Origin of the sequence: Rhodococcus sp. KBS0724 (genome assembly GCF_005938745.2) — a bacterium.
Classification (GTDB): Bacteria; Actinomycetota; Actinomycetes; order Mycobacteriales; family Mycobacteriaceae; genus Rhodococcus_F.
In genome coordinates this window covers 5,084,158-5,110,175 of sequence record NZ_VCBX02000001.1, presented here as the reverse complement: position 1 = coordinate 5,110,175, position 26,018 = coordinate 5,084,158, and the positions used below count along the sequence as shown (strand labels likewise).

The 26,018-nt window shown below is 61.7% G+C and carries 23 protein-coding genes; 11 read left to right on the top strand and 12 right to left on the bottom strand.

What is annotated here, in order from left to right:
• Positions 1 to 32 precede the first annotated feature (32 nt).
• Together FFI94_RS23575 and FFI94_RS23570 are read left to right on the top strand one after the other, a co-directional pair.
• Positions 33 to 524: a helix-turn-helix domain-containing protein gene (locus FFI94_RS23575; RefSeq protein ID WP_138873364.1), complete on the top strand. Its 492-nt coding sequence runs from the start codon at positions 33 to 35 to the stop codon at positions 522 to 524.
• A gap of 127 nt (positions 525 to 651) precedes the next feature.
• Entirely contained in the window at positions 652 to 2,001 is a 1,350-nt protein-coding gene (locus tag FFI94_RS23570) for an HNH endonuclease signature motif containing protein (RefSeq protein ID WP_138869941.1), read from the top strand.
• A gap of 78 nt (positions 2,002 to 2,079) precedes the next feature.
• Here FFI94_RS23570 and FFI94_RS23565 read toward each other — a convergent pair whose 3' ends face one another.
• From FFI94_RS23565 to FFI94_RS23555, 3 genes are all read right to left on the bottom strand, one after another.
• Complete coding sequence (locus FFI94_RS23565; RefSeq protein ID WP_138869940.1) at positions 2,080 to 2,571, bottom strand: GNAT family N-acetyltransferase; 492 nt, start codon at positions 2,569 to 2,571, stop codon at positions 2,080 to 2,082.
• A 103-nt stretch (positions 2,572 to 2,674) separates the two neighbouring features.
• Positions 2,675 to 3,445, bottom strand: a complete 771-nt coding sequence (locus tag FFI94_RS23560) for a site-2 protease family protein (protein ID WP_138869939.1) — start codon at positions 3,443 to 3,445, stop codon at positions 2,675 to 2,677.
• Entirely contained in the window at positions 3,442 to 4,101 is a 660-nt protein-coding gene (locus FFI94_RS23555) for a hypothetical protein (RefSeq protein ID WP_138873363.1), read from the bottom strand. Before FFI94_RS23555 ends, FFI94_RS23560 begins: the two co-directional genes overlap by 4 nt.
• Positions 4,102 to 4,406: 305 nt before the next feature.
• Here FFI94_RS23555 and FFI94_RS23550 point away from each other — a divergent pair, with 305 nt between their 5' ends.
• Positions 4,407 to 5,696, top strand: a complete 1,290-nt coding sequence (locus FFI94_RS23550; protein WP_138869938.1) for an adenylosuccinate synthase — start codon at positions 4,407 to 4,409, stop codon at positions 5,694 to 5,696.
• 54 nt (positions 5,697 to 5,750) lie between these two features.
• Here the strand turns inward: FFI94_RS23550 and FFI94_RS23545 are convergent, their stop codons facing one another.
• A complete protein-coding gene (locus FFI94_RS23545; RefSeq protein ID WP_138873362.1) occupies positions 5,751 to 6,221 on the bottom strand; it encodes a 5' nucleotidase, NT5C type in 471 nt (156 codons plus the stop codon).
• Between the two features lie 340 nt (positions 6,222 to 6,561).
• On the opposite strand from FFI94_RS23545, the gene FFI94_RS23535 reads away from it, so the two are divergent.
• Together FFI94_RS23535 and FFI94_RS23530 are read left to right on the top strand one after the other, a co-directional pair.
• Positions 6,562 to 8,037: a PLP-dependent aminotransferase family protein gene (locus FFI94_RS23535; RefSeq protein ID WP_138869936.1), complete on the top strand. Its 1,476-nt coding sequence runs from the start codon at positions 6,562 to 6,564 to the stop codon at positions 8,035 to 8,037.
• Positions 8,038 to 8,100: 63 nt separating this feature from the next.
• Positions 8,101 to 9,222, top strand: coding sequence for a bifunctional 2-polyprenyl-6-hydroxyphenol methylase/3-demethylubiquinol 3-O-methyltransferase UbiG (locus FFI94_RS23530; RefSeq protein ID WP_138869935.1), 1,122 nt, complete (start codon positions 8,101 to 8,103; stop codon positions 9,220 to 9,222).
• A gap of 52 nt (positions 9,223 to 9,274) precedes the next feature.
• Here FFI94_RS23530 and FFI94_RS23525 read toward each other — a convergent pair whose 3' ends face one another.
• The 3 genes from FFI94_RS23525 to FFI94_RS23515 form a co-directional block, all read right to left on the bottom strand.
• On the bottom strand, positions 9,275 to 10,375 hold the full coding sequence (locus FFI94_RS23525) for a CaiB/BaiF CoA-transferase family protein (protein ID WP_138869934.1): 1,101 nt from the start codon (positions 10,373 to 10,375) through the stop codon (positions 9,275 to 9,277).
• Positions 10,376 to 10,482: 107 nt separating this feature from the next.
• Positions 10,483 to 12,633, bottom strand: a complete 2,151-nt coding sequence (locus tag FFI94_RS23520) for an ABC transporter ATP-binding protein (RefSeq protein WP_138869933.1) — start codon at positions 12,631 to 12,633, stop codon at positions 10,483 to 10,485.
• Positions 12,630 to 14,363: an ABC transporter ATP-binding protein gene (locus tag FFI94_RS23515; RefSeq protein ID WP_138869932.1), complete on the bottom strand. Its 1,734-nt coding sequence runs from the start codon at positions 14,361 to 14,363 to the stop codon at positions 12,630 to 12,632. Before FFI94_RS23515 ends, FFI94_RS23520 begins: the two co-directional genes overlap by 4 nt.
• Before the next feature lie 978 nt (positions 14,364 to 15,341).
• Here FFI94_RS23515 and FFI94_RS23510 point away from each other — a divergent pair.
• The 3 genes from FFI94_RS23510 to FFI94_RS23500 all read left to right on the top strand — a co-directional run bounded on the left by FFI94_RS23510 (position 15,342) and on the right by FFI94_RS23500 (position 18,538).
• Positions 15,342 to 16,760 (top strand): diguanylate cyclase, encoded by a 1,419-nt coding sequence (locus tag FFI94_RS23510; protein WP_260684260.1) that lies wholly within the window; start codon positions 15,342 to 15,344, stop codon positions 16,758 to 16,760.
• 63 nt (positions 16,761 to 16,823) lie between these two features.
• On the top strand, positions 16,824 to 18,059 hold the full coding sequence (purT, locus tag FFI94_RS23505; RefSeq protein ID WP_138869931.1) for a formate-dependent phosphoribosylglycinamide formyltransferase: 1,236 nt from the start codon (positions 16,824 to 16,826) through the stop codon (positions 18,057 to 18,059).
• Complete coding sequence (locus FFI94_RS23500) at positions 18,056 to 18,538, top strand: DUF456 domain-containing protein (protein ID WP_138869930.1); 483 nt, start codon at positions 18,056 to 18,058, stop codon at positions 18,536 to 18,538. The genes purT and FFI94_RS23500 overlap by 4 nt, the downstream gene beginning before the upstream one ends.
• Here FFI94_RS23500 and FFI94_RS23495 read toward each other — a convergent pair.
• A complete protein-coding gene (locus FFI94_RS23495; protein WP_138873360.1) occupies positions 18,442 to 19,329 on the bottom strand; it encodes an amidohydrolase family protein in 888 nt (295 codons plus the stop codon). The two genes, FFI94_RS23500 and FFI94_RS23495, sit on opposite strands and share 97 nt — an antisense overlap.
• Positions 19,330 to 19,448: 119 nt before the next feature.
• Positions 19,449 to 20,843, bottom strand: a complete 1,395-nt coding sequence (locus FFI94_RS23490; RefSeq protein ID WP_138869929.1) for an FAD-dependent oxidoreductase — start codon at positions 20,841 to 20,843, stop codon at positions 19,449 to 19,451.
• A 230-nt stretch (positions 20,844 to 21,073) separates the two neighbouring features.
• Between FFI94_RS23490 and FFI94_RS23485 the strand changes: the two genes are divergently transcribed.
• The 3 genes from FFI94_RS23485 to FFI94_RS23475 are packed head-to-tail and all read left to right on the top strand — an operon-like array spanning position 21,074 to position 23,177.
• On the top strand, positions 21,074 to 21,499 hold the full coding sequence (locus FFI94_RS23485) for a hypothetical protein (protein ID WP_138869928.1): 426 nt from the start codon (positions 21,074 to 21,076) through the stop codon (positions 21,497 to 21,499).
• A gap of 38 nt (positions 21,500 to 21,537) precedes the next feature.
• Positions 21,538 to 21,957: a rhodanese-like domain-containing protein gene (locus FFI94_RS23480; RefSeq protein WP_138873359.1), complete on the top strand. Its 420-nt coding sequence runs from the start codon at positions 21,538 to 21,540 to the stop codon at positions 21,955 to 21,957.
• Positions 21,954 to 23,177, top strand: a complete 1,224-nt coding sequence (locus FFI94_RS23475; protein ID WP_185993296.1) for an O-succinylhomoserine sulfhydrylase — start codon at positions 21,954 to 21,956, stop codon at positions 23,175 to 23,177. Before FFI94_RS23480 ends, FFI94_RS23475 begins: the two co-directional genes overlap by 4 nt.
• Positions 23,178 to 23,221: 44 nt before the next feature.
• Here FFI94_RS23475 and FFI94_RS23470 read toward each other — a convergent pair whose 3' ends face one another.
• From FFI94_RS23470 to FFI94_RS23455, 3 genes are read right to left on the bottom strand one after another with little or no spacing between them, the layout of a single operon-like run.
• Entirely contained in the window at positions 23,222 to 23,809 is a 588-nt protein-coding gene (locus FFI94_RS23470; protein WP_185993295.1) for an alternate-type signal peptide domain-containing protein, read from the bottom strand.
• Positions 23,806 to 25,389 (bottom strand): signal peptidase I, encoded by a 1,584-nt coding sequence (locus tag FFI94_RS33820; RefSeq protein WP_185993294.1) that lies wholly within the window; start codon positions 25,387 to 25,389, stop codon positions 23,806 to 23,808. The genes FFI94_RS23470 and FFI94_RS33820 overlap by 4 nt, the downstream gene beginning before the upstream one ends.
• Entirely contained in the window at positions 25,386 to 26,015 is a 630-nt protein-coding gene (locus FFI94_RS23455) for a hypothetical protein (protein ID WP_138869925.1), read from the bottom strand. Before FFI94_RS23455 ends, FFI94_RS33820 begins: the two co-directional genes overlap by 4 nt.
• Positions 26,016 to 26,018: the final 3 nt, after the last annotated feature.

Below are 26,018 nucleotides of genomic sequence, written 5' to 3'. Positions count from 1 at the left end.
GCAATGGCAAGTCAGGGAGTATGGTGATGGGCATGGAGGCAGTGCGACTGACCGGAGTTTTGGCTGATCGGGACGCGTGGCAGGCCACGCATTGCTCGATCGGGCGCGCAATGGAAGTGGTCGGCACCAGGTCGGCGATGCTGATTCTGCGTGAGGCTTATTACGGCACGACCCGTTTCGACGATTTTGCGTCGCGGGTCGGCATTACCGAAGCGGTGGCGTCGGCGCGCCTGAAGGATCTCACTGCCGCCGGCATTTTCGAGCGTCGGCCGTACAAGGAGCCGGGGAAACGCACCAGGCATGAGTACGTGCTCACCGAGATGGGGCGGGATTTGCTGCCGGCGGTGTTGGCGCTCATGCAATGGGGTGACAAGTACCTGCACGAGGGCCGGGGTGGGCCGCTCAACGTTGCCGACGACAGTACTGGTGAGCCGGTGACGGTCGAGGTGCGCAACCAATCCGGCGACGTCGTGCCGCTGGGAGAGTTGCGGGTGTCCGTGAACGGCGGTCGGACCCGTAGATAATCTGGCATCATCGAATCTTGCTGTGCATCAATGGCTCTCGAGTGACTATTTGTCGAAACCTGCCCGATATGTCTCTTGAATCGAATGGATGTTCGAGTATAATTAGGTCACGGGTGGGGAGGCCTTGATGACCATTGTTAGCGATTCAATTGCGGTGGGGGATGTTGTAGCCGGTTCGGCTGTGGGTGTGCGCGCCAGGTTGTGGCGGTTACGTCCGGCCGAGATTCGTGATGTTGCGGTGTCGGTGTCGGCGGAAATTCTTCGGTTGGAAGCGATTCGGGTGGCCGCTGTGGACGAGCTAGCACTCAATCCCGACGAACAAGTGCTGTGTTACCGCGGTGTGGGCCGGTGGTTGGCGGCCAATACGATGCTGCAGAATGCGGCCGGTAACAAGATCGCTGCTCTCGGTGCCGCACTGCGGGTGTTCCCGGATATTGCTGCGCAATTCGAAGCCGGTGACCTCTCGCTCGATCATGCGGCGTTGATCGCCGCGTTCTGCGAGTCCCCGCCAAAGGGGATGCCGGACATCGCGTTAATGCCAAGTATGAAAACACTGCTGGCCGCCGCATCCGGGGTTGAGGCTACGACTGTGAAGGTGCGGTATGCGATTGCGGTTCTGGAGCGAATTTTCGAATCCGAGGAGCCGCCGCCCGGTGAGGATAATGATCTGAATGTGTTGCGCATCGCGCCGACATTGAATGGTCGGGTGGTCATCAAGGGTGATTTCGATGCGTTGACCGGTGAGATGTTGTTGTCGGCGCTGTCGGGGTTGTCGATGCCGAAACCGGCGGCGGACGGGACTCCGGATCAGCGGTCGGCAGCCAAACGCACCGCCGATGCGTTCACGGAGTTGATTCGACGATATTTGGACAATGCTGTCACCGGGGTGGATGGTGGTCAGCGTCCGCATGTGAATGTACATATCACCGCGAAAGACCTTGCGGAGCATCGGGAATGCGCCACAACACGAGCAGACAACGATGACGCAGCAGATCTGAACGATGAGTCTGCGTTCGAGGATCTTGATGTCGGGTACATGCCGTGGATGGGGCCGCTGAGTGTGAGTAAAACCCGGATGCTCGCCTGTGATTGCATGCTCTCGACCGTGTTGATGGACGGCAAGGGCGCACCCCTGGATGCGGCACCGCTCAAGCGTCTCGTCACAGCCGAACAACGCATCGCGTTGATCGCCCGGGACAAAGGTTGTGCCTTCCCGAACTGCGATGCGGTTCCGGCGTGGTGCGACGCGCACCATATAAAACCGTGGTCGACGGGCGGTGTGACGGTCATGGACAACCTCACTTTGTTATGCCGCAGCCACCACACGTTGATGCACAGCACCAGTGGGTTCCGCGGCATTTGGGAAATCAAGATGGGTGATGATCACAAACCCTGGTTCATCCCACCGTCGGCGATCGACCCGAAACAACGACGTCGCCGCTCCACCACGAGGCAAGGCCCCGTCCACCGAGACTGAATCCGGCCCTGCCAGAACTGAATACCGCGCCAGAGCTTCGCATCACCAGCCAGACGATGCGAAGCCCACACGCATGCGCTAGCTCAAAGACTTCTTGAACCCGATGTGTGAGGCGACAAAGCCGAGGCGCTCGTAGAACTCGTGAGCTTCGGTGCGCGTCTGATCGGAGGTGAGCTGCGCCAGGAATGCGCCGCGGCGGGCACCTTCTTCACACGCCCACCGCAGCATCGCGCTTCCGATGCCCTGGCTGCGGTGATCCTCGTGCACCCGGACGGCTTCGATCTGCATTCGCGTTGCGCCCATCCGGCTCAGTCCGGGGATGAAGGTCAGTTGCACGGTGCCGATCACGTTGTCGTCGGCCGTGGCGACGACAAGAAGCAAGTGTGCGTCGTCGGCATCGATTTTCTCGAATGCTTTTTCGTAGATCGTTCGTGCGTCGGGATTGGTTGTTTCACGAGTGGAACCGATGGGGTCGTCGGCCAGAAGGTCCACCAGGGTACCTACGTCGCGAAGCTCTGCCTTTCGGATGGTGTAAACCGAATTGCCGCACTCTATCGACGCCGAAATCATCAGTGGTGCTCCTGTGAAAAAGTAATAGACCGAAATGTCAGGTTCTCATGTCGTCGTTCGCCATTGTTCGGAAGGGTGCGATCTGGGTCACGTCCGGATTCGGCTATGTCCAGAAGCGCATCAACGAATTGCCGACCGCCGCGTAGTACTGGGATACCCCGCTGAGCTCGAAGATCCAATAGATCGTGTCGAAAAAGATCACTTGGATCTGAGGGACAAAGAGAATCGCGACAAGAAGGAGTAATCCATACGGTTTGAACTGGTCGAGTTGGGCGCGGGTCGAGGGTTTCAGGAACGGTTCGATGGCGCCGTAGCCGTCGAGTCCCGGAACCGGCAACAGGTTGAGGACAGTGGCCATCACCTGCAGGAACGCGAGGAAACTCAGCCCCGCCCAAAATGTCAGATGCTCGGGTCCGGATCCATACGTACGTATGACAACAAGCAGGACTATGGCGGCGAGGGCGTTGGTTGCCGGACCAGCCAGGGAGATGCGGGCCTGGATCTTGGGCGCGAACATGCCGGTGCGCAAATAAACCGCACCGCCGGGTAGACCGATACCGCCTATCGCAATGAACAGCACGGGAAGCCCGATCGACAGCAAGGGATGGCTGTACTTCAACGGGTTGAGCGTCAGATATCCACGAGCCTCGACATCGGTGTCACCGTGACGCCACGCGATAAATGCGTGCGCAAACTCGTGGAGACAGAGAGTCACCACCCAACCGGCAACAACAAGAACAAAGACCCCGGCGCGGCCGGACACGGAACCCCAGTCGGAACCCCACGCAACAACGCCGCCGAGAACAGCGAGCGCCACCACCCCGAAGAAGACAGGGCTCGGCCGCACGGCTGACCTTGCCGCGCCGGTTCTCACCGGACCAACAACCAGGTCTTGTCGTGGCGATAGAACGTCGAGCGTTTGAGGTCCCGGGGGTTCGCAATACCGTCGCGCACGAGGTGGGCAGCCGGTGCTCCCAGTTGGACAGCTCGACCTTCCAGCCATCGCCGTCCTGCCCAGCGACTGCGGCGATCGGCGGATGCCCGGATACCCGGCAGCTTGGGGCTGGGAACTATCCGAACACCCGGCACCGTTCCCGAGAAGAGTTTGTTGTCGTCCACGTACGCCTCGCCGACCAATTCCTCGGTCCCGCCGGGCCCGGTGATCGTCGCAGCACCGACCAGCGCTATCCCGGCGTCGTCGCGGATCAACGGCACGACGTGCGCAGTGCCTTTGAGTGCTGCGCGGGCAGCTTTTGCGCCCGTGGACAGCTTGTACGCATCGGTGGCGTCCGACCGATTCTCCGTGACGTAGGCAAGTTCGACGTCCAACAGCTCGAGACGCATCAATCGCGTCAGTACAGCAGCAAACGCCGCGTCCGTGCCGACCACTATCAAGCGGGGAACGGAGACGACCTTCAGTTGTGCCACGACCTCGCTGAAGTCATCTTTTTCGGGCACCTCCGGCAGCGCGAACGACGTGACCTCGCCCAACGGGAGAGGCACTGGTGAATCGCCACATCTGAGTACCACGGGGGTCAACGCGCGCTCCTAGCTCGATCAAGACTTTGTCGGCGGTGGTCGCACCACCGGCACCGCTCACCTGGCTGGGGAACAGTCGTCAGAATTGCAGACCACGATCCTAATGCGACGCCGCGTACAGGCCGACAACTGCGACAACAACGAGCCGATTTCTGGACCGAAGGGTTCGATCTTGTGCTCTGGGCTAGACTTCTCCTTCGGTCACTGCAACAGCTCGGCTGCACAAGAGTGCGCGGATACAGGCAGTACCAATGCGGCGGGACAACTGCTGCACGTCGACCGTAGGAGACAACGTCATGCCGGCAATCGTCCTGATCGGCGCCCAGTGGGGCGACGAAGGTAAGGGCAAAGCTACAGATCTACTGGGCGAGCAGCTTCAGTGGGTCGTGCGATACCAGGGCGGCAACAATGCCGGACACACCGTAGTTCTGCCGAACGGTGAAAAATTCGCACTGCACCTCATCCCGTCCGGAATCCTCACACCGGCCGTCACCAACGTGATCGGAAACGGTGTCGTGGTGGATCCGGGAGTGCTGCTCACCGAACTCGCGGGCCTGGAATCGCGTGGCGTGGACACGTCCCGCCTGCTTCTTTCCGCCGATGCGCACCTGATCATGCCGTACCACGTGGCCATCGACAAGGTCACCGAGCGCTTCCTCGGGGCCAAGAAGATCGGCACCACCGGTCGCGGAATCGGCCCGTGCTACCAGGACAAGATCGCTCGTGTCGGCGTACGCGCAGCGGATGTCCTGGACGAGAAGATCCTGACTCAGAAGGTCGAGGCGGCACTCGAATTCAAGAACCAGGTGCTGGTCAAGATCTACAACCGCAAGGCTCTTGATCCCCAGCAGGTCGTCGAAGAAGTTCTGGCGCAGGCCGAGGGCTTCAAGCACCGCATCTCGGACACGCGACTCGAACTCAACCTCGCTCTCGAGCGCGGCGAGACCGTCCTGCTCGAGGGTTCACAGGGAACATTGCTCGACGTCGACCACGGCACATACCCGTACGTGACGTCGTCCAACCCCACTTCCGGTGGCGCAGCGGTTGGTTCGGGCATCGGCCCCACCAAGATCACCACTGTTCTCGGAATCCTGAAGGCGTACACCACACGCGTCGGCTCGGGCCCGTTCCCGACAGAACTGTTCGACGAGTTCGGTGTGTACCTGGCCGACAAGGGCGGCGAGGTCGGTGTCACCACCGGTCGTGGCCGCCGCACCGGTTGGTTCGACGCCGTGATCGCCCGTTATGCAACGCGCGTCAACGGCATCACCGACTACTTCCTGACCAAGCTCGACGTGCTCAGCAGCCTCGAGACGGTCCCGATTTGTGTCGCGTACGACGTCGACGGTGTCCGCCACGACGAAATGCCGATGTCGCAGACTGACATTCACCACGCCAAGCCGATCTACGAAGAGATGCCGGGTTGGTCCGAGGACATCTCGAAGGCACGCACCTTCGAGGAGCTTCCGCAGGCCGCACAGAACTACGTGCTTCGGCTCGAAGAACTGTCGGGTGCGTTCATGTCCTGCATCGGTGTCGGTCCCGGCCGCGACGAGACGATCGTTCGCCGCGAGGTCATCCGCTAGAGATTGTTTGTCGAAATCCCCGTTCCTTTCAAACAGGAGCGGGGATTTCGTGTTTCAGGCTCGCGTCGCCAGGTGCTTGGTGACGGCCGTCCAGTCGGGAAAGTCGGTGGTGCCGAACTGGATCCACTCGCCCTCGAACTTGTCTGCACCGTTGGCACCGCGATCGTCGACGAGGAAGTCGCCTCGGTTGAGGTGCTTGTGGTGCGAGAGGATCAACCGCTTGTATGCGACGCTGCCTTCCTCCAACCCGAGGTGTTCCTGGACCCACAAGACCTTGTCGTGCCACGCGGTTGCGTTCTTCCAGGGCGCAGTCGACAGGATGTAGGTGTCGAACTGCTGCGCAAGCTGGTGGTACGCCTCGATCGCGCCGTCGAGGGGGTCCATCCGAGAAAAGATGTGTGGGGCCTCGTCGAGGTCGTTTTCGAATTTCTTGCGGACATTGTCGGTAAGGCGATCGATACCGGACTGGAAGTTCACCAGCGTGTTGTCGAGGTCGATATAGAGAATCTTCTTGGAACCGGACATCTTGGATTCAGGCATGAGCGCCTTTCTTCGAGCAGAAAGAGTCCAGTTTTATCGAACTGGACTGAGATCAATGAATTCTTCCCCCTCATCACAATTGCACGGTGGTCCGACAGAGTTGTTCCCGGACCGTTCGCCGACCTCGCCGAAGATGCCACCGAGGGGTGCTGCCAGGCGAAACTGTTCCACTCGAATGTACGTACTTTCACCTTCTGCGGGCGCAAAAAAGTACACGACGGCTACAAAGAGTCCGATGCCGATAAGCGTTGCGAAGGTAGTCATGAGCCCATCATCAGGTTCACTGGTATTGAATTACATAGCCAAGTGCTCGATACTGGACCGCATGATGACTCGAGTTCTCGGTGCCCGTTCCCTTGCGCGTGATCTTGGGTCCTGGCAGGAGGAATCGGGACGGCGTCCCGCCTACCGTGCGCTCGCCGACGGTATTCGCCTGCTCGTGCACGACGGGCGCGTGCCACTGGGCGTGGCTCTGCCGAGCGAGCGTGAACTCGCAACCGTGCTCGAACTGAGTCGAACCACGATCACGTCGTCGTACTCGGTTCTGCGGGACGAGGGGTATCTGATCAGCCGTCAGGGTTCACGCAGTACCGTCGCGTTGCCGGCCGGCGCGCGGCCCAACGGTCTGATGTTCCGTCAGCACCAACCCGGCCCGAGTGGCGCCGTCGTCGATCTGAGTTATGCCGCGATGGCCGCCCCAGCCGAGCAGGTGCAACAGGCGTATGCGTCTGCGCTGGAGTCACTTCCACAGTTCCTGCCCACGCACGGCATGGAGCCGATCGGCATCGGTGATCTGCGAGACGTCATTGCCCGTCGCTACACCGAACGCGGATTACCGACGACGCCCGAGCAGATCATGGTGACCTCCGGTGCTCAGCATGCTTTGCGGTTGTTGTTGTCGGTGCTCACTTCTCCCGGTGAACGGGTGCTGGTGGATCACCCCACGTATCCCAATGCGCTGGAAGCGATTCGGCGCAACGGGGCCAGGCCGGTCCCGGTGCCGGTGCGTCCGGAGTTTGCCGCCGCCGGAGCCTGGGATCTCGACGGAATTCGCAGTGCCGCAAGGCAAACCGCGGCTCGCATGGCCTACCTGATTCCAGACTTTCACAATCCGACGGGACTGTGCATGGATTCCGCCGGCCGCGCGGAACTTGCCAAGATCGCACACGAGACCCGAATGACGCTTGTTGTCGACGAGACCATGGTTGACCTGTGGCTCGATGCGCCGCCGCCCGCGCCGGTGGCAGCGCACGGCCGCGGCGCCGCCAAGACGGATGTCGTGACCCTCGGTTCCACCGCGAAGTCGCTGTGGGGTGGCTTGCGCGTCGGCTGGATTCGGGCCGACCCGGCACTGATCACACAGTTGGTGGGCGCTCGCGCGGCTGTCGACCTCGGTACTCCGGTCATGGATCAGCTTGCCGCGGCGTATCTCCTTGCCGATGACCACTCGCTGCTCGACGAGCGTCGCGCGGTGCTCCGTGAGCAACGATCAGTTCTGCTCGACGCGGTAGCCGAGCGGCTCCCGGACTGGAGTCCCACCCTCGGCTCGGGCGGAATGTCGGTGTGGATGCGCATGTCGGCACCCGTGTCGACGGCCTTGGCGGCGGTGGCGCCCAACTTCGGAGTGCTTCTCGCAGCCGGCCCGAGATTTGGCGTCGAAGGTGCTTTCGAGCGGTTCATCCGGGTGCCGTACGCCCGGTCGTCGGAAGATCTGATCCGGGGCGTTGCGTCCATCGCCGCTGCATACGACACCCTTGCCACCGATCGGGATGCCGCCGATCAACGCCTCGTCGTCGTCTGAGCGGCTAGCCTGCGCTTGCCGGGGGTACCCACCTGGAAACGAAGGTGAATCCAGGAGGTTTTGATGGCAACCGTCGAGGGAGTCAATGCAGAGGGAGCCGGCGAATCGGAGGACGTCAGCACCTCGGAGGTATTGGCGGAACGGGTGTTCGCGGCCGCGATCGGTGCGGCAGAACTGCAAGCGGTCTACCTCGGCGATCGACTCGGCTGGTATCGCGCGCTGGCCGACTTCGGGCCTCTCACGTCGACGGAACTCGCCGATCGGACCGCAACCGTGGAACGGTACGCCCGTGAATGGCTCGAACAGCAGGCCGTGGCCGGGTATCTGGACGTCAATACCGATGCCGACCGCCGATATACCTTGTCCGCAGCGCACGCCGCGGTACTCGTAGATCCGGACAGTCTGCTGTACGTGGCGCCGATGGCCCGACTGTTCGTGGCGACAACAACGTCGATGCCGAGGCTGCTCGACGCGTATCGCCACGGCGGCGGGGTGACCTGGGAGTCGATGGGAGTGGACGCCCGTGAGGGGCAAGCGCTGCTGAACCGCCCGATGTTCCTGCGTCAGTTGTGTCAGGAGTTTCTGCCGACTATTCCGGATCTGCACACCACGTTGACAGACGGGGCGAAGGTCGCGGATCTGGGAATGGGGGAGGGATGGTCATCCGTGGCACTGGCCCTCGGATACCCGAAAGTCGAGGTCCACGGCTTCGACGTGGACGCGGCGTCGGTAGCCGCGGCGCGACGGCATGCGAGCGACTACGGCGTCGACGAGCGTGTGCATTTCTCGTTGGTCGACGTGGCCGGTCAAGCTCCTGAGCAGGAGCGGGTGGAGTCGGGCACCTACGACGCTGTTTTTGCGTTCGAGTGTCTGCACGACGTGCCGGACCCGGTCGGGTTTCTGTCCACCGCCCGGTCGATCGCGCGTCCTGGCGCGCCGGTGATCGTGATGGACGAGCGCACTGCGAGTTCTTTCGATCCAGGCGCCGGGCAGGTGGAGCAACTGCTCTACGGGTACTCGCTGACCTGTTGCCTGCCGGACAGTCTCTCGCACCCGGGAAGTGTCGGGACGGGGACGGTCATGCGGAAGTCGACTCTCGAAAGTTTTGCTCTGGCAGCAGGTTTCGAGAGGGTGGATGTACTGCCGATCGAGCATGAGTTCTTGCGGTTCTATCGGTTGGGCTGACGTACTGTGCGCCTTTGTCAACCGCGGGCGGTTAACAAAGGCGCACAGCAAACTAGGTCCAGACCGTGTCGATATCCGTTGCCTCACGTGCCGGGGCAGCGGGCGTCGTGGTGGGCGTGCGTGAGAAACGCGGCGCCGGTGCGTGCTGGGTGACGCCGTCGATGTCGATGAGCGAGCCGCGCGCTGCGATGTGCTCGTTCGACGGTGCCTCGGCGAAGGTCAGGACCGGCGAGACGCAGGCGTCGGTGCCGAGGAAGATCTTGGCCCACTCGTCGCGCGTCTTGGACAGGAACTTCTCGGTGAAGAGCGCCTTCATGTCGTCCCACTTGCTGGAGTCCATCTGATGCGGAAGCGTCGACGGGTCCAGTTCGAGGCCTTCGAGGAGCAGCGCGTAGAACTGTGGCTCGATGGAACCGACGGCCATGTACTTACCGTCGGAGGTCTCGTAGGTGTCGTAGAACGGGGCGCCGGTGTCGAGGAGGTTGACGCCACGCTCGTCGGACCACACGCCGCGGCCGCGGAAGGCCCACATCATGTGGGACAGGGCGAGGGTGCCGTCGACCATGGCAGCGTCGACTACCTGCCCCTTGCCGGAGACCGAACGCTCGACCAGGGCGGAGAGGATGCCGAAGATCAGGAACATGGAACCGCCACCGAAGTCGCCGACCATGTTGAGCGGCGGGATGGGACGCTCACCCTTGCGGCCGATGGCGTTGAGAACGCCGGTGAGGGAGATGTAGTTGATGTCGTGTCCGGCTGCGTTGGCGAGGGGACCTTCCTGGCCCCAACCCGTCATGCGGGCGTAGACGAGCCGAGGATTACGCTCCGAGACCACGTCGGGTCCGAGTCCCATGCGTTCCATGACGCCGGGGCGGAAGCCTTCGATGAGGACGTCGGAGCGCTCGAGTAGATCGAGCACCTTGGCGACGTCGGCCGGATCCTTCAGGTTGGCTTCGACGACGCGACGGCCACGCTTGATCTGGTCGGAGGCGTTGGCGTCCTGTGGGATCTGGCCTGCGCGCTGCACGATGACGATGTCGGCGCCCATGTCGGCGAGCAGAGTCGCCGCGTGCGGCGCCGGTCCCAATCCAGCGAATTCCACGATCCGAATGCCCGCGAGCGGGCCCTTCTTTTCCACAGTTTCTGCAGACACACGCACTCCCAATTCAGACGGCGACAACACTTCTGACCCGACGGTAACCTGTCGGATCCATCAGGTGTGCTTCGGGGCACTCTGTCTACTGGGGGAGTCGTCGATCACTAGACGGCGGCGCCCTCGAACTGGGCATTGTAGAGACGGAAGTACGCACCACCATGGGCGATGAGCTGATCGTGTGTGCCTTGCTCGACGATCTGACCTGCCTCCATGACCACGATCAGATCCGCATTGCGGATCGTGGACAGTCGGTGCGCGATGATGAAGCTCGTGCGGCCGACTCGCAGTGCCGACATGGCGTGTTGGACAAGCTGTTCCGTGCGAGTGTCGACCGAGCTGGTCGCTTCGTCGAGAATCAGCAGCGACGGCTCGGACAGGAAGGCTCGGGCGATCGTGATGAGCTGCTTCTCGCCTGAACTGATATTGGACGCTTCCTCGTCGAGTACGGTGTCGTAGCCGTCGGGCAGGGTGTGGATGAAGCGGTCAGCGAACGAGGCGCGGGCTGCCGCTTGGATCTCGGCCTCGCTGGCGCCGGTCCGCCCGTAGGCGATGTTCTCGCGGATGGTGCCGCCGAACAACCACGTGTCCTGCAGAACCATGCCGACGTGCGCGCGGAGGTCGGCGCGCCGCATGTGTGCGATGTCGACGTCGTCGATCGTGATCCGGCCGGAGTCGACTTCGTAGAACCTCATGATGAGGTTCACCAGCGTTGTCTTGCCTGCGCCGGTCGGGCCGACGATGGCAACGGTCTGTCCGGATTCGGCAGTGAGGTTGACGTTCTCGATGAGCGGGACGTCCTTGTCGTACCGGAACGAGACGTTCTCGAACACGACCGTGCCGACGGTGCGATGGCGGCCGGCTTGCTCGGGTAGGACGGGGTTCGCGATGTCCGGAGTCTGCTCGGTTTCGTCGAGCAGTTCGAAGACGCGTTCCGCCGACGCGGCGCCCGACTGCAGGCTCGACGACATCGAGGCGATCTGGGTGAGCGGTGAGCTGAACTGGCGGGAGTAGACGATGAACGCCTGGACGTCGCCGAGCGACATATTGCCGCTGGCCACCTTCAGGGCGCCCACCACCGCGAGCAGCACGTAGGTGATGTTTCCGACGAAGTTCATGACGGGCATGATCAGGCTGGACAGGAACTGGGCGCCGAACGACGCGTCGAGAAGTTTCTTGTTCTGTACCGCGAATTCGCGCTCGGCTTCGGTCTGATGGCCGTAGACGCGCACCAGATCGCGACCGCTGTAGGTCTCTTCGATCTGTGCGTTGATCTTGCCGGTCTCTTCCCACTGCGCTTTGAACAGGACCTGCGCGCGCTTGGCGACACGGGCCACCAACACGACCGATACGGGAACGGCGATGAGCGCGATGAGTGAGAGCATCGGCGAGATGACGAACATCATGGTGAGGACACCGATGACTGTCAGCACCGCGGTCAGCAGCGACGTCAGAGTTTGGGACAGGGTCGACGAGACATTGTCGATGTCGTTGGTGACGCGGCTGAGAACTTCACCGCGAGGCGTCTTGTCGAAGTACGGCAACGGCAGTCGGTGAATCTTTGCTTCGACCTCCGCACGCAACTTGTAGATCGTCTTCTGCACGATGATGTTGAGCAGGAACGCTTCCACCCAGGCGAGCAGCGACGCCATCAGGTACACGCCGATGGCGATGACGATGACCTTGCCGATGGCGTCGAAGTTCAGTCCGACACCGGGGACGACGTCGGCCGAGTTCTGAACCAGATCCGCGAACGTCGAATTACCGGATGCGCGAATCGCTTCGGCGGCCTCGTCACGACTGATGCCGGCCGGCAGGCTCTTGCCGATGAACCCGGCGAAGATGAGGTCGGTGACGTGGCCCAGGATTTTCGGGACCGCGACGGACAGCGAGATACTGCCGATCGTCGAGAGCACTACGACGAACACCGCGACCTTGTGCGGCTTCAGCAGACCGAGCAGCCGTTTCATCGTGGCTTTGAACTGCTTCGGTTTGGTTGTCGGTGTGGTGGATGCAGGCTTGGGTGCCGGGGCGTCTGCCTTGGGCTCGTCGCCGGGTGGCGGTTCGGCGGGTGGTGGTCCGGCAGGTGGTGGTCCGGCCTGTGATGGTCCGGCCTGAGCTGGACCGTACTGGGGCGCAGCTTCGGCAGGCTGCGCTGTGTCCGGCTCCGCGGGGATCTTGGCAAAGACGACGGTAGGAGCGTCGTCGAAGTACTGGCGACTGCCCGGACCGAAACCGGGACCTTGCGGAATGGTCATGCGCTCATCTCCGCGGGGATCTGGGAGGCCACGATCTCTTGGTACGTCGGGCAGTTGGCCAGCAGGAAGTTGTGGTCGCCGAGTCCGACGGGAGCGCCGTCCTCGAGAACCATGATCTGGTCGGCATCGATGATCGAAGATACGCGTTGCGCGACAACGATGACGGTGCTGTTCGTCGTGATGGCGCGCAGCGCCGCGCGCACGGCCGCGTCGGTATGCATGTCGAGGGCTGAGAAGGAATCGTCGAAAATGTAGATCCGCGGTCGGCGGACGACGGCTCGGGCGATGGCCAAGCGCTGCCGCTGGCCGCCGGAGAGATTCGAGCCACCCTGGGCTATCGGGGAGTCCAGGCCCTGCGGGAGTTCCCGGACGAAGCCGTCGGCTTGCGCGACGGCGAGTGCCGCCCAGATGTCGTCGTCGGTGGCCGACGGATTTCCGTACCGGATATTGGTGGCGACAGTGCCGGCGAACAGGTAAGTCTTTTGCGGGACGTAGCCGAAGTTGGTGAACAGTTCGTCCTGATCCCAGCCGCGAACGTCGAGTCCGTCGATCAGAACCGCACCGGCGGTGACGTCGAACAATCGGGGGATGAGTGAGACGAGGGTGGATTTTCCGCTGCCGGTGCTACCGACGATCGCTGTGACGGTTCCGGGTAGACATCGCATCGTCACACCGCTCAGAACCGGAGTCTCGGCACCGGGATAGCTGAATCCGGCTCCACCGAACTCGACGACGCCGTACGGGTTGGTGGGGCGCAGCGGTTGAGACGGCGCCGGCACCGATGGCTTCGTGTCGATCACTTCGGTGATGCGGTCGGCGCAGACGGCGGCACGCGGAATCACGACGGCCAACATTGTTGCCATAACGACGGACATCAGAATTTGCATGACGTACGCGAGGAACGCGCTGATCTGTCCGATCTGCATGTCACCGGTGTCCACGAGGTGAGCGCCGAACCACATGACCGCAACGCCGGTCAGGTTCGCGATCAGCATGACCGTCGGCAGGAGAACGGCTTGGTATCGGCCGATGAGCAGCGCGGTGTCGGTCAGTTCCTTGTTGGCCTGGTCGAAACGCATGGTTTCGTCGGGTTCGCGGACAAACGCGCGAATCACACGCATACCGGTGAGCTGCTCGCGAAGTGCGCGGTTGATCTTGTCGATGCGAGCCTGCATGGTCCGGAAGTGCGGAATGAGGCGGGCGACGACCACTGCGACGGTGATGCCCAGGAGCGGCACCGAAATGGTCAGGAGCCACGACATTTGCAGATTCTCGCGCAGCGCCATGACTATGCCGCCGATGCACATGAGCGGTGCGCTGACGAGCATCGACGATGTCAGCATCACCAGCGTCTGGATCTGGAGGACATCGTTGGTGTTTCTGGTGATCAAGGTGGGGGCGCCGAAACCGGCGAATTCACGGTCGGAGAAAGTGCCGACGGCCTTGTAGACGGCAGCCCGGACGTCGTGGCCGAAGCCCATCGAGGATTTTGCCGCCAGATACGTCGACGCGACCGAGGCGATGATCGACGCCAACGAGACCACCAGCATGATTCCACCGGTGGACACGATGAATCCGGTATCACCACGGGCGACGCCGTCGTCGATGATTCGGGCATTCAGGGTCGGCAGGATCAGCGACGCGATGGCACCGAACAGTTGCAGTGCCAATACTCCCGCGAGCAACCAACGGTACGGCGGCAGGTACGCCTTGAGCAGTTTTGCTAACACGGCGATCCCGATCTGGTTGCCACGCGTTCAGGATTGATCACATGCACACGGTATGACAGATCGTGGTCGGCGCGGGCACCGACTCTTACCTTTGCTGCGCTTTGTCTCTTTCGACTGTGATCTCGATCACAGTCAATTTGAGGTCCAGTTCGAGTCTCGTGTCTCGATCCGCAGGTTTACGTATTGCTTCAACCTGTTGCGCGGGACCCTTGTTCTTGAACCTTCCCGGAGAGCGTCCTCGCTCGAGTGGTCGAGTTGAGCGCGTAATCGGAGGTTTTCTCGGGTTCGACCGACTCGGCCGCTGAGAAGTAAGTCCGGATTGTCCGAAAGTGTGGCTCACAATTGACTGTGAGCCACACTTTGCGCATTTTGACTGTGATGCACATCACAATTTGTGTTGCAATCTACGTTCAATTTTACTGTTGAGCTGCAGTTTTGAAGGATGATGTTACTGGCAGTGCTGGCTAGTAGCTATTCGATAGCTAGACAAGCGCTCTCCTGCGGTCTATAAATGCTGTCAGCGCTCATTAGTGCGCTGCATCACAGCACGGGATGTCGCAGGGGGCGGCAGAATATTTCGCCCCTGAGCGGCATGAGTTCCCAGACTGTTCGGTCACCGCCTGCGGCCGAAACGTCGCTGAACATTTCACATCACCTCTACGCACCAGGAGAACTCCTATGTTCGGATCACTCAGCGCACTCGGACCTCTGCTCTCAGCACTCGGCGTTTTCCTCAAGTCGGTAGACACCTCCTCACTCGAGGGCGACTCGGGATCCTCGGGATCCAGCGGATCTGCTGAATAAGACCAACCGCTGAACAAGACCTATCAGGTGCCGATTGCTCGGTACTGTGATGGTCGGTCACTTCGCATTGCCCTCTGACCACGTCATCGGTCAGAGGGCAATGTGGTGTGAACGTGACGATAAGATTCGGCAGTCGCCCGACACGCCTTTTCTGGAGCGACGGTGAGGTGACAAATGGCGAGAATGGGCCGAATAACGCGGCTGCTTGTTGTCTTTGTCGTTGTACTGCTTGCCGCGCTCATCGGAATTCTCACCCGACCGCCAGGACTGCTCGCGACATTCTGGTGCGCGAACGCCTTGCTGCTGGGAATGATGGTGCGGTGGCCGATTCTGATCGAGTGGCCCACGTGGATTGCCGCCGGCGTTGCCTATGTGAGTGCTGATCTGCTGACCGGTAATACCGTTTCGATGGCACTTCAATTGAACGGTGCCAACCTGGTCGGGGTCACGGTTGGCGTATTCCTGCTCCACTACCTCAAACGAACTCCGTTTCGTTTGGTCGATTCGCAGTCTCTGATGTGGATGGTTGTCGTCGCCGGGTTCAGTGCCTGTGCGACCGCGGCAACAGCTGGGCTGATGGATTGGATCTTTCGCGATGAGTCGTTTGCGGACACGCTTGTTCACTGGGGCAGCACGGAGTTCATGGCCTATCTGCTGGTGCTGCCACTGATTCTGTCCATGACCATTCCGTCGAGCTTTGCGGAGATCCGCAGTAAGACGACGGTCAGGGCAGTTCTGGCCATGGCGGTCCCGTTGCTGGTTACCGCAGCCTGTATGCCGATCGCGCTCAGCATCGAGGGACCGATTGCGCTTCTTCTTCCCATCCCCGCGCTGTTGTGGTGCGCTACCCGGATCTCGGTTCCGAGTACGGCGTTGGTCTCGGCAGTGTGGTCGGTGTGGTCGCTCATGATGGCCGACACCGGCAGGTTGGCACTCGGGGAACAGGGTGACGCAAATGTGAACGAGGCGGTAATCACGTCGATCGCAGTCACTCTGGTTGCGTTGGGCCCGATTGCCGTGGCGTGCGCGACGCAGGAGCGCCGGGCCGCCGAGCGCGAGTTGTTCCGCGCCGTCGAATACGACAGCCTCACCGGAGTTCTCTCGCGCGGGCCGTTCCTCCGTCAAGCCGAGGAACGACTACGGCACACAACACAGACGGCGTTGCCTGTCGGATTGCTGATGCTCGATCTTGACCATTTCAAAGCCGTCAACGACACGTACGGGCACATGGTCGGCGACAGTGTTCTCGCTGATTTCGGTGCGCGCATGACAGAACGCCTCTCCGATACCGATCTGGTCGGTCGACTCGGCGGTGAGGAGTTCGCGGTCTTGCTCGCCGGTTCCAGTTTCGCCCGGGCAACCGAAGTTGCCGAAGAGATCCGTCATGCTCAGATCCACGACTCAGCGCGATCCGGGCATGACAGCACTGTGAGTGTCGGACTTGCCTGGACAGATGACTCGACGCCCACCTTGGCATCGCTGATGGCCTCCGCCGACGCAGCCCTGTACGAAGCCAAGCACGCAGGCCGAAATGTCGTGAAAGCCCAGAACGTCAGTGGCGTCGTGCCCGAGCGGATCACCAGAACCGCGTGAGTTCCGTCATCGCGTCCTTTCAGGCACTCTGACCTGCATCGGGATTGGCATATAGTCGCAGCCATGCAGCCTGATTCAACACCTTCGCACCCTTCCGCTCTTCCGCTCCGTTTCGGCACACCGCTCACCGAGAACGCGATCAGAGTGATGATGTTGGGATCCGGTGAACTGGGCAAGGAAGTTGTCATCGCGTTGCAGCGATTGGGCGTCGAGGTCATCGCGGTGGATCGGTACCCGAACGCACCAGGGCACCAGGTTGCGCACCGGGCACACACTGTCGACATGACCGACCCCGATGCACTGCTGGCGGTGATCGAACTCGAGAAGCCGCATTTTGTCGTGCCCGAGATCGAGGCAATCGCGACCGACGCGCTGGCTATCGTCGAAGCGCGAGGTGAGACCGTGGTCATCCCCACGGCCAGGGCAACACAGTTGACCATGAACCGGGAAGGTATCCGGCGACTTGCCGCCGAGGAATTGGGCTTGCCCACCTCGCCGTATGCATTTGCGGACTCGCTCGAGGAGGTTCGCGCTGCCACCGAACTCACCGGATTCCCGTGCGTGATCAAGCCCGTCATGTCGTCCTCCGGCAAAGGGCAGTCGACGGTGCGTACCGCCGATGAACTTGCGGCAGCGTGGGATTACGCGATGGCCGGTGGACGTGTCAATCATGGCCGGGTCATCGTCGAGGGTTTTGTCGATTTCGATTACGAGATAACACAATTGACGGTTCGGGCAGTCGGCAGTAGCGGCAAGGTCGAAACGTCGTTCTGTGAACCTATCGGTCACCTGCAGCAGTCGGGAGATTACGTCGAATCCTGGCAACCGCAGCAGATGTCGGCGCTCGCCCTCGCGGCCGCTCGCGAGGTGTCCGAGAAAGTCACGTCGGCGCTCGGCGGTCGCGGAGTCTTCGGCGTCGAGTTGTTCGTCAAGGGCGACAACGTGTACTTCTCCGAGGTGAGCCCACGTCCGCACGACACCGGCCTGGTCACGCTGCGCACCCAGCGGCTCTCCGAATTCGAATTGCACGCCCGTGCCATCCTGGGACTCCCGGTCGACACGACGCTCATCTCGCCCGGGGCTTCAGCTGTCATCTACGGAGGTGTCGAAGCGCAGGCAATCGGATTCGACGGCGTCGCAGAGGCTCTCGCGGTTCCCGAGACGGATCTTCGGCTGTTCGGTAAGCCGGAAAGTTTCACGCGTCGACGGATGGGCGTTGCCGTCTCCGCTGCCGCAGATGTCGACACTGCTCGCTCTCGTGCGCGCGAAGCGGCGTCGAAGGTTCGCCCCGTCGGATGAGCCCGGCTGCGGAAGTTGTTGTCGGGTTGGCGATTCTGATCGGTCTGGTCGGCGTGGTTGTGCCGATCATTCCGGGAACACTGCTCATCGCGGCAGCAATTCTGGTGTGGGCGTTGATGACCGGTGGCGCAACCGCGTGGACGGTCTTCGTGTTGGCAGCATTGGCCCTGGTGGTCACCGGCGTCGTGAAGTACACGTGGCCCGGTCAGCGAATGCGTGCCGGGGGAGTGCCGAACCTGTCCGTGATGGTGGGCGGGCTCGTCGGCATCATCGGATTTTTTGTCGTACCGGTGGTGGGGCTGTTTCTCGGTTTCATCGTGGGAACGTACGTCGCTGAACTGGCGCGGTTACGCAACGTCAACATCGCGTGGGCGTCGACGCTTCACGCGGTGAAAGCCGTGGGGTTGTCCATGGTGGTGGAGTTGTTCGGTGCGTTGGTCGCGGCGGGGCTCTGGTTGGGCGCAGTCGTTTTCGTGTGAACAGTCGTTCTCGTGTGAGCACTCGTTTTGGGGTAGGCGCTGGCCCGTTCACACCGATACCAGGCTCGGGCGTTGCCACCCATCACTGCCGGAAGATCATCCCCGACGGCGTCGGCGATCACGTCGAGGTCGTGGATCTCGAAGGCTCGGCGCGCGCGGGTTCCTGGTAGATCGGTACCGAACATCAGTGCCTGGGGATTGACGGCGTGGATCTGGCGGAGGACATCGCCGACGTCGGAGATGGTGGTGCGTCCGAATCCGGTGGCTTTGACTCGTACGCCGCGGTCTACCAGATTGAGGAGGTACGGCAGACCACGCGTCGACATGCCCAGGTGGTCGATCGACACGGCCGGCAGCTTTGCAAAAACCGGCTCGAGCGAGAGAAGTAGGGTCGCGTCGACGTAGAACTCGGCGTGCCAGCCGACCAGATCGAAAGCCCGGTTGGCCAGATCGGCGAGTTGACGTAGATCTGTTGCGCCGCGTCGGAGGTTGAATCGGACTGCGCGAACACCGAGCGCGTCGAGGTCGACTATCTCTTTGTCGCTGACGTCGTCGCCGAGAGCCGTGACGCCAACCCAGCCGGGGCCGAGTTCGGCGAGTGCAGTTTTGAGGTACTCCTGATCGGTGCCCTGGTACGACGCCGTCACCACGGCTCCGCCGTCCACACTGAGCCCTTCGAGCGCCGCCACCCTGGACCGGTAATCGGGGACAGTGAACGGCTCGGGCAGGTAGCCGTGATTCTCGACCAGCGGAAAGCGCGGGTCGATGATGTGAACATGGGCGTCAAACACGTCATTCATTTTGCACGCTGTCAATATGACGTCGAACAGACGACCGGCCCGATGTGACCTGGATCGCTGTGGGGCGAATTTCAGTCATATCGGGCCGATCGGTCTGTTCTACCTGGCGGTTAAGCCTTCTCTGGCTCCGAGGCCTTCAGCATGTCGTGGCGTTCGACAACCTTGATGCGCTCGCGGCCCTCCGGCTCGCCGAGGCTGCGCTCGTGCGCGTCGAGGCGGTACCAGCCCTGCCACGTCGTGTACGGCACCTGCTTGCCTTCGAGGAATTCGATGACGGCGTTCTCGTCGGGGTGTGCGGCACCGGTAAAGCTAGCCGAGTCCTCGAGGAGATTCGCGACGGTTTCGTTGGCGTCACCCTTGGTGTGGCCGATGAGGCCGACGGGGCCGCGCTTGATCCAGCCGGTGACGTAGGTGGCCGGCATGAACCGGGCAGCGCCTTCGGCGGTGTCGTCGGCGACAACGCGTCCGGCGTCGTTGGGGACGGTGCCGGCCTGGTCGTCGAAGGGCAGCTGAGTGACGTTCTGCGACAGGTAGCCGACTGCGCGGTACACGGCCTGAACGTCCCAGTCCTTGTAGGTGCCGGTGCCCTTGACGTTGCCGGTGCCGTCGAGCGCGGTGCGCTCGGTGCGCAGGCCGACAACCTTGCCGTCCTCACCGAGAACCTCGGTGGGGGATTCGAAGAAGTGCAGGAACAGCTTGTGCGGGCGGCTTCCGACGTCGCGGATTGCCCAGTCCTGCAGGGTGTTCGCGACCATGTCGACCTGCTTGGAGTTGCGTCGAGCCTGCTCGGAGCCCTCGTCGTAGTCGATGTCCTCGGGGTCGACGATGACCTCGATGGTGGGGGAATGGTCGAGTTCACGCAGTTCGAGCGGCGTGAACTTGGCCTGAGCGGGGCCGCGTCGTCCGAAGACGTGGACCTCGACGGCCTTGTTGTTCTTGAGGCCCTCGTAGACGTTGGCGGGAATCTCGGTGGGGAGCAGTTCGTCGCCGGTCTTGGCGAGGACGCGGGCGATGTCGAGGGCGACGTTGCCGACGCCGAGGACGGCAACCTTCTCCGCGGTGAGGGGCCATTCGCGGGGGACGTCGGGATGGCCGTCGTACCAGGAGACGAAGTCGGCGGCGCCGTAGCTGCCGTCGAGGTCGATGCCCGGGATGCCGAGCGCGCGGTCCGCGTTGGCGCCGGTGGAGAAGATCACGGCGTCGTAGAACGACTGGAGGTCGTCGAGGGTGATGTCGGTGCCGTAGTCGATGTTGCCGAGGAGGCGGACCTGCGGCTTGTCGAGGACCTTGTGCAGGGCGGTGATGATGCCCTTGATGCGCGGGTGGTCGGGTGCGACGCCGTAGCGGATGAGGCCGAAGGGCGCTGGCATGCGCTCGAAGAGGTCGATGCTGACACCGCGGCCGGAGACTGCGGTATCGGACTTCATGAGGGCATCGGCGGCGTAGATGCCGGCGGGGCCGGCGCCGACGATCGCGACCCGGAGTGGGCGGTTGGAGTCAGTCATCGTAAAGACAGCTACCTTCTTCGAAGTTCGGACAACGTATCGACAAGTATCCAATTTAGCCGAACCTAAGCACCGTGGAGTGTTTGCGGTTCGACCGGTTCACACTTTCACCCGAACGGGCGTCGGTAAACCGTTTCTTTCTGTTAATTCTCCTGCAAGTGCGGTTCGAAGCGGTAGGGGTCCACCACTTGACAGGTCACAAGCTGAGTTTGTGGGGGACTATTGGGTTCATGAATGACCAGCGTGACGATTCCGGCAACTCCGAAAGCAAGACAGCATCGGCGGGGCCGTTCATCCTGGCAGTGGCAATTGTCGCGCTGATCCTCGGCGGAATCTTCGTCTCGTCCTGGCTGTCCCCGGCTGATGAAAACGTCAGCGAAGATGACCGCATCAGCCGTGTCGTCGCGGACTACGTCGCTGCCAGCAACGAGAACGACACCAAGACGCTCCAGACCCTGACCTGCGCGAACTTCGATCCGAAGACCGGTCCCCTCGCCGAGGCCGAAGGTGACGTCGAGATGCAGGGCATCAACGAATCCTCGGTCAGCGGTGACCGCGCCACCGTCGATGTTCGACTCTCCGGTGGCGGCCAGGATCAGCGCGTCGAGGTCTGGACGCTCACGCGCGACGGCGACAGCTGGAATATCTGCACCTGATCGCCCACACAATCCGGTCTTGTGAAAACATGGACAACGTGAGTTACGCAGGCGATCTGACGCCGGAGCAAGCCTGGGAGCTGCTCCGCGAAAACCCCGAAGCAGTGCTCGTTGACGTGCGCACCGACGCAGAGTGGAAGTACGTCGGTATCCCCGATGTCACCTCCCTCGGCAACTCGGCTGTGCAGATCGAATGGGTGAGCTACCCGAACGGTGCACGCAACGACAACTTCATCGACGAGTTGAAGGAATCCGGTGTTGTGCCTGGATCCGGGAAACCCGTGATCTTCCTGTGTCGATCCGGTCAGCGATCGATCGGGGCTGCAGAAAGTGCGACAGCGGCGGGCATCGGTCCGTCGTACAACGTGCTCGACGGGTTCGAAGGCGGCTTGGACGCCGACGGACATCGTGGAGTTGTAGGTTGGCGGGCCATCGGCCTGCCGTGGAGGCAGCAGTGAGCGGAATTCCCCAGGGCGGCGCATTTCAACGGGCGTTGCCGGACGACGTCGGTCTCGGCACACTCGGTGTTCGCGGTGGATTGATGCGAACGGGCTTCGAAGAAACCTCCGAAGCGCTGTTCCTCAACTCCGGATTCGTCTACGAGAGTGCAGAAGCCGCCGAACAGGCCTTCACCGGGGAAGTAGACCATTTTGTCTACTCCCGCTACGGCAATCCGACGGTCAAGATGTTCGAGGAGCGTCTGCGGCTCATCGAGGGCGCGGAAGCGTGCTTTGCGACGGCCAGCGGAATGTCGGCTGTATTCACGGCGTTGGGCGCATTGTTGGGCAACGGAGACCGACTGGTTGCCGCACGCAGCCTCTTCGGTTCCTGCTTTGTCGTGTGCAACGAAATCCTCCCGCGCTGGGGAGTCGACGTCGTTTTTGTCGACGGCGAAGACAACGCGCAGTGGGAAGAAGCGCTCTCGGTGCCCACCACGGCGGTGTTCTTCGAAACACCCTCCAACCCGATGCAGTCGATCGTGGACGTACGACGCGTCGCCGAACTCGCGCATGCTGCCGGCGCAAAGGTGGTGCTGGACAACGTCTTCGCGACACCGCTCCTGCAGCGCAGCTTCGATTTGGGTGCCGACGTCGTCGTGTACTCCGGAACCAAGCACATCGACGGTCAGGGTCGTGTTCTCGGTGGAGCGATCCTCGGAACCGAGGAATACATCAGCGGTCCCGTCCGAGAGTTGATGCGGCACACCGGACCTGCGCTCAGCCCGTTCAACGCGTGGACTCTGCTCAAGGGGCTCGAGACCATGCCCGTTCGCATCCGGCATTCCGTGGCTTCGGCTCTCGAGATCGCCGAATTCCTGGAAGCTCACCCCGGCGTCAAGTGGGTCAAGTACCCGTACCTGACATCGCACCCGCAGCACGAGCTTGCGAAGTCCCAAATGAGCGGCGGCGGAACAGTTGTCACCTTCGAACTCAACGCCCCCGATGACGAGGGCAAGAAGCGGGCATTCGAGGTCCTGAACGCGCTGCGGGTCATCGACATCTCCAACAACCTCGGTGACTCCAAGTCCTTGATCACCCATCCCGCCACCACGACTCACCGCGCCATGGGGCCGGAAGGCCGTGCGGCAGTGGGTATTACCGACGGTGTGGTTCGTCTGTCCGTCGGACTCGAAGACACTGTAGATCTGCTGGCGGACCTGAAGCGAGCGCTGGGCTGATCCGTCCCTGACCGCTGCCGCGGCGAGCTGATTGCCGGCAGGGGTCAGGGAACAGCGGTAAGTGGCAGCTGTTGGATGTCGATAGTCAAATTTTGCGTGCTCAACGTTGCCCCGGCACTGGCCGAGTCATCAGGTGCAATCGTGAAGAGAATCTGAACGGTCAGATTGGTGTTGTTCAGCGTCTGTGTGACAGTTCCGGTATTCGGTACGGGCGCACTGCTGTCGTAGAGGACGTTCCCGCTCGCATCCAGAGCGTAGGTGCGGAGCGCCAAACTTGATGTCGTCAACCCGCCCGTCAATTTCGACTTGTCCACTGTGACATTGGCTTTGATTCGCCCGCCGGTGACTTTCACCAGTGAATCGCAGTAGTAGGTGTAGTTGAATCCGGGCCGGAGTCGGTAGGTGCTGATATTGGGAATGTAGACCTGCGGATTCGGATTGACAGGGGAATTGACGTAGATCTGCGAGTACCAACTGCCGTTGGCGCAGGGGCCGAGAGTCAGAACGCCAGACGTGATTGTCGAGTTGGATACGGTGCCGTTGTTGGTCCAGGTGGCAAGTGTGCCGGATCCGCCAATCAGTATCGCTCCCGCAGCGCCTATCGCGAGCGCGGCTTTCAGCTGTTTCTTCACGGGGACACCAACTCCTGGATTTCGTCCGGAAGTGTGCCCGTGACAGTCGACTTCGTCCACGCTCCCGTCGACGCATCAACCTTCCTGACACCTGCAGAGTTGATCAACCACAGTTCGTTCGTGCCGCTGAGCCAGTGTAGTTCGGTTGAAGGATCTACTGGGGTGCGGAAGAGTTCAACCCCGGATTGATCACTCACGATCACGACATTTCCTGAAGATGTGCTGACGGTCTCTGCCGTGAATTGGCCCGATGAGGTCGCATCACCCAGTGGCGTTTCGACAGGTGTGGTGGTGGCCGTAGTTACTGGTGTTGTGGTTGTCGGTGTTGTTGTCGAGGGGGTTGTGCTGGTTGTTGTTTCCTCAGTCGTCACACCGGTCGAGGTTGTCGGTGTAGGCGGAGTTGTCGAGGTAGGCGCAACGGAAGACGTTGTTGTGAGCGGTGTTTCGGTGGCACTGGTGGTGGGAGCGGTTGTCGTGGAAGTTGTTGTTGTGGCGGGTGCTGCGGGAGCGGCCATCCTCAGTGCACCGGCCTGACTTGTTCCCGAGGTTCTGCTGCCACATGACACAAGGAGTCCAATCGTGTAATTGATTGTCCATCCGCTCCATCCCGGTGAGACGGCAAGACCGTTCATCGAGTGAACTTCGACAAGGTAGGTACCATTTTGCAGATTCAGAGTTCCGAATGCGGTGTAGCTGAGCGCTGTTTGATCGGTGGAACCCACCTGAATTTGATTCGAATCCCGGACGATGATTCGGTATCCGGTCGCACCGGGGACCGCGTCCCACGACATTGTCAAAGCGACCAGGAGCGATGAGCACATCACTTTGGAGAGAACGGGAGCTGCGGGTGCGACAGTGATCGTGGACGCTGCTGTGAAGCTCAGTCCGGTCACTGTTGCTGTGCTCGTGAAGTCCGCGCGCGTCGATGTTGTGTGTGTAGCTCCGAGAACGGCGAGCCCCACAGCGCCGAGTGCAACAACGGATTTGGCTGTGCCGGCTGACTTCGGTTTGACGGCGCGTTGGTCGGTAGGCGGAACCGTGGTCTCTGTCGAGTTGGGTGCTGTCGTGTCGCGTGGAGGCCGCCGAAAAGCTATGAACAGTAGCGCACATGCAACTATGCCCCCGAGAAATGCACCGGACGGTCCGGACAACCAAGCGACGACGTATCCGGCCTTGTTGACGGAGAACAGGATTCGATCGGCATCCGCAACCACGTACGGTTCGAGATCGGATTGATCGTTTGCATCTCCTTTGAGGACCAGAGCAGCGGTGCCGTCGCCTTGTGGGGTGATCTGCTCGATCCGGTGGGAAATACGTGTTCCGGAGGTATTTGTCACGCTCACGACATCGCCCACAGCGAGGTCGTCGGCATCAACAGTGCGTGCGAACCCCAAAGCCCCGGTCTCGATTGACGGTGACATCGAACCTGATGTGAAGACCAGCGGTGTGACCCCGAACATCCACGATGCCAAGGCAGCTACGACGCACATGACTCCGAGTACGGCGCCGACAGTCAGGGCAGACTCCCGCAGATGGCGGGCCACGGTGCCCGATGTTGTTCCGTGCTCGACGACGCTCATTGCAGAACCCCCGTCAGGGTGAGTGTGGCGGTCACTATCGAGGAGGCGATGGTGGCAGGGGCGTCGGGGAGCATCTGGGCCATTACGCAGATGTTTTCCGCTGTCGGGGTCGTGCCGTTGGTCGAGGCACCCAAATTGCGCGCTGTCGAAATTACCGTGGCCGAGGTTGCCGTGGTGGGAATGACGACGGCGGGGTTGATCAGTGTTCCACCGGTGCACGTCATCGGCTGCGTGGTTCCCGAAACTGTTGCCCCGGAGTAGGCGGAAAAACGATAGTACTGGCGATTCGTGCTCGAGGAGTCCACAGTCATGGTGTATTTGAGTCCGGTATCGCCGAGGTTGCCGGGACTGATCATCGCGGCTTTGGACTGTCCCGGTTGCAAGCCGGCGATACTGAAGGACGGGTGCGCGTACGGGTTCACACCGTTGACCACCATCTTGACCGAAGCGAGTGTGATGTCGTTCGACGTTGCTGTTGCACTGGTCGTCCACGCGGCTTGTGTGCCGACGGCTCCGATACCAAGAACCATGCCGAGCGAAAGTAGTGCTCGCACTCGCGTACTACCCACGGATCGGCGGATCCATCCAGGGGTGGTCGCAGCGGTTCGGTCGCTGTCGGGATACATCGT

Coding starts and splice junctions, on each gene's coding strand:
- FFI94_RS23575 (WP_138873364.1), top strand. CDS start 33: ATGGAGGCAGTGCGACTGACCGGAGTTTTGGCTGATCGGGACGCGTGG.
- FFI94_RS23570 (WP_138869941.1), top strand. CDS start 652: ATGACCATTGTTAGCGATTCAATTGCGGTGGGGGATGTTGTAGCCGGT.
- FFI94_RS23565 (WP_138869940.1), bottom strand. CDS start 2,571: ATGATTTCGGCGTCGATAGAGTGCGGCAATTCGGTTTACACCATCCGA.
- FFI94_RS23550 (WP_138869938.1), top strand. CDS start 4,407: ATGCCGGCAATCGTCCTGATCGGCGCCCAGTGGGGCGACGAAGGTAAG.
- FFI94_RS23545 (WP_138873362.1), bottom strand. CDS start 6,221: ATGTCCGGTTCCAAGAAGATTCTCTATATCGACCTCGACAACACGCTG.
- FFI94_RS23535 (WP_138869936.1), top strand. CDS start 6,562: ATGATGACTCGAGTTCTCGGTGCCCGTTCCCTTGCGCGTGATCTTGGG.
- FFI94_RS23530 (WP_138869935.1), top strand. CDS start 8,101: ATGGCAACCGTCGAGGGAGTCAATGCAGAGGGAGCCGGCGAATCGGAG.
- FFI94_RS23520 (WP_138869933.1), bottom strand. CDS start 12,633: ATGACCATTCCGCAAGGTCCCGGTTTCGGTCCGGGCAGTCGCCAGTAC.
- FFI94_RS23510 (WP_260684260.1), top strand. CDS start 15,342: ATGGCGAGAATGGGCCGAATAACGCGGCTGCTTGTTGTCTTTGTCGTT.
- purT (WP_138869931.1), top strand. CDS start 16,824: ATGCAGCCTGATTCAACACCTTCGCACCCTTCCGCTCTTCCGCTCCGT.
- FFI94_RS23500 (WP_138869930.1), top strand. CDS start 18,056: ATGAGCCCGGCTGCGGAAGTTGTTGTCGGGTTGGCGATTCTGATCGGT.
- FFI94_RS23490 (WP_138869929.1), bottom strand. CDS start 20,843: ATGACTGACTCCAACCGCCCACTCCGGGTCGCGATCGTCGGCGCCGGC.
- FFI94_RS23485 (WP_138869928.1), top strand. CDS start 21,074: ATGAATGACCAGCGTGACGATTCCGGCAACTCCGAAAGCAAGACAGCA.
- FFI94_RS33820 (WP_185993294.1), bottom strand. CDS start 25,389: ATGAGCGTCGTCGAGCACGGAACAACATCGGGCACCGTGGCCCGCCAT.
- FFI94_RS23455 (WP_138869925.1), bottom strand. CDS start 26,015: ATGTATCCCGACAGCGACCGAACCGCTGCGACCACCCCTGGATGGATC.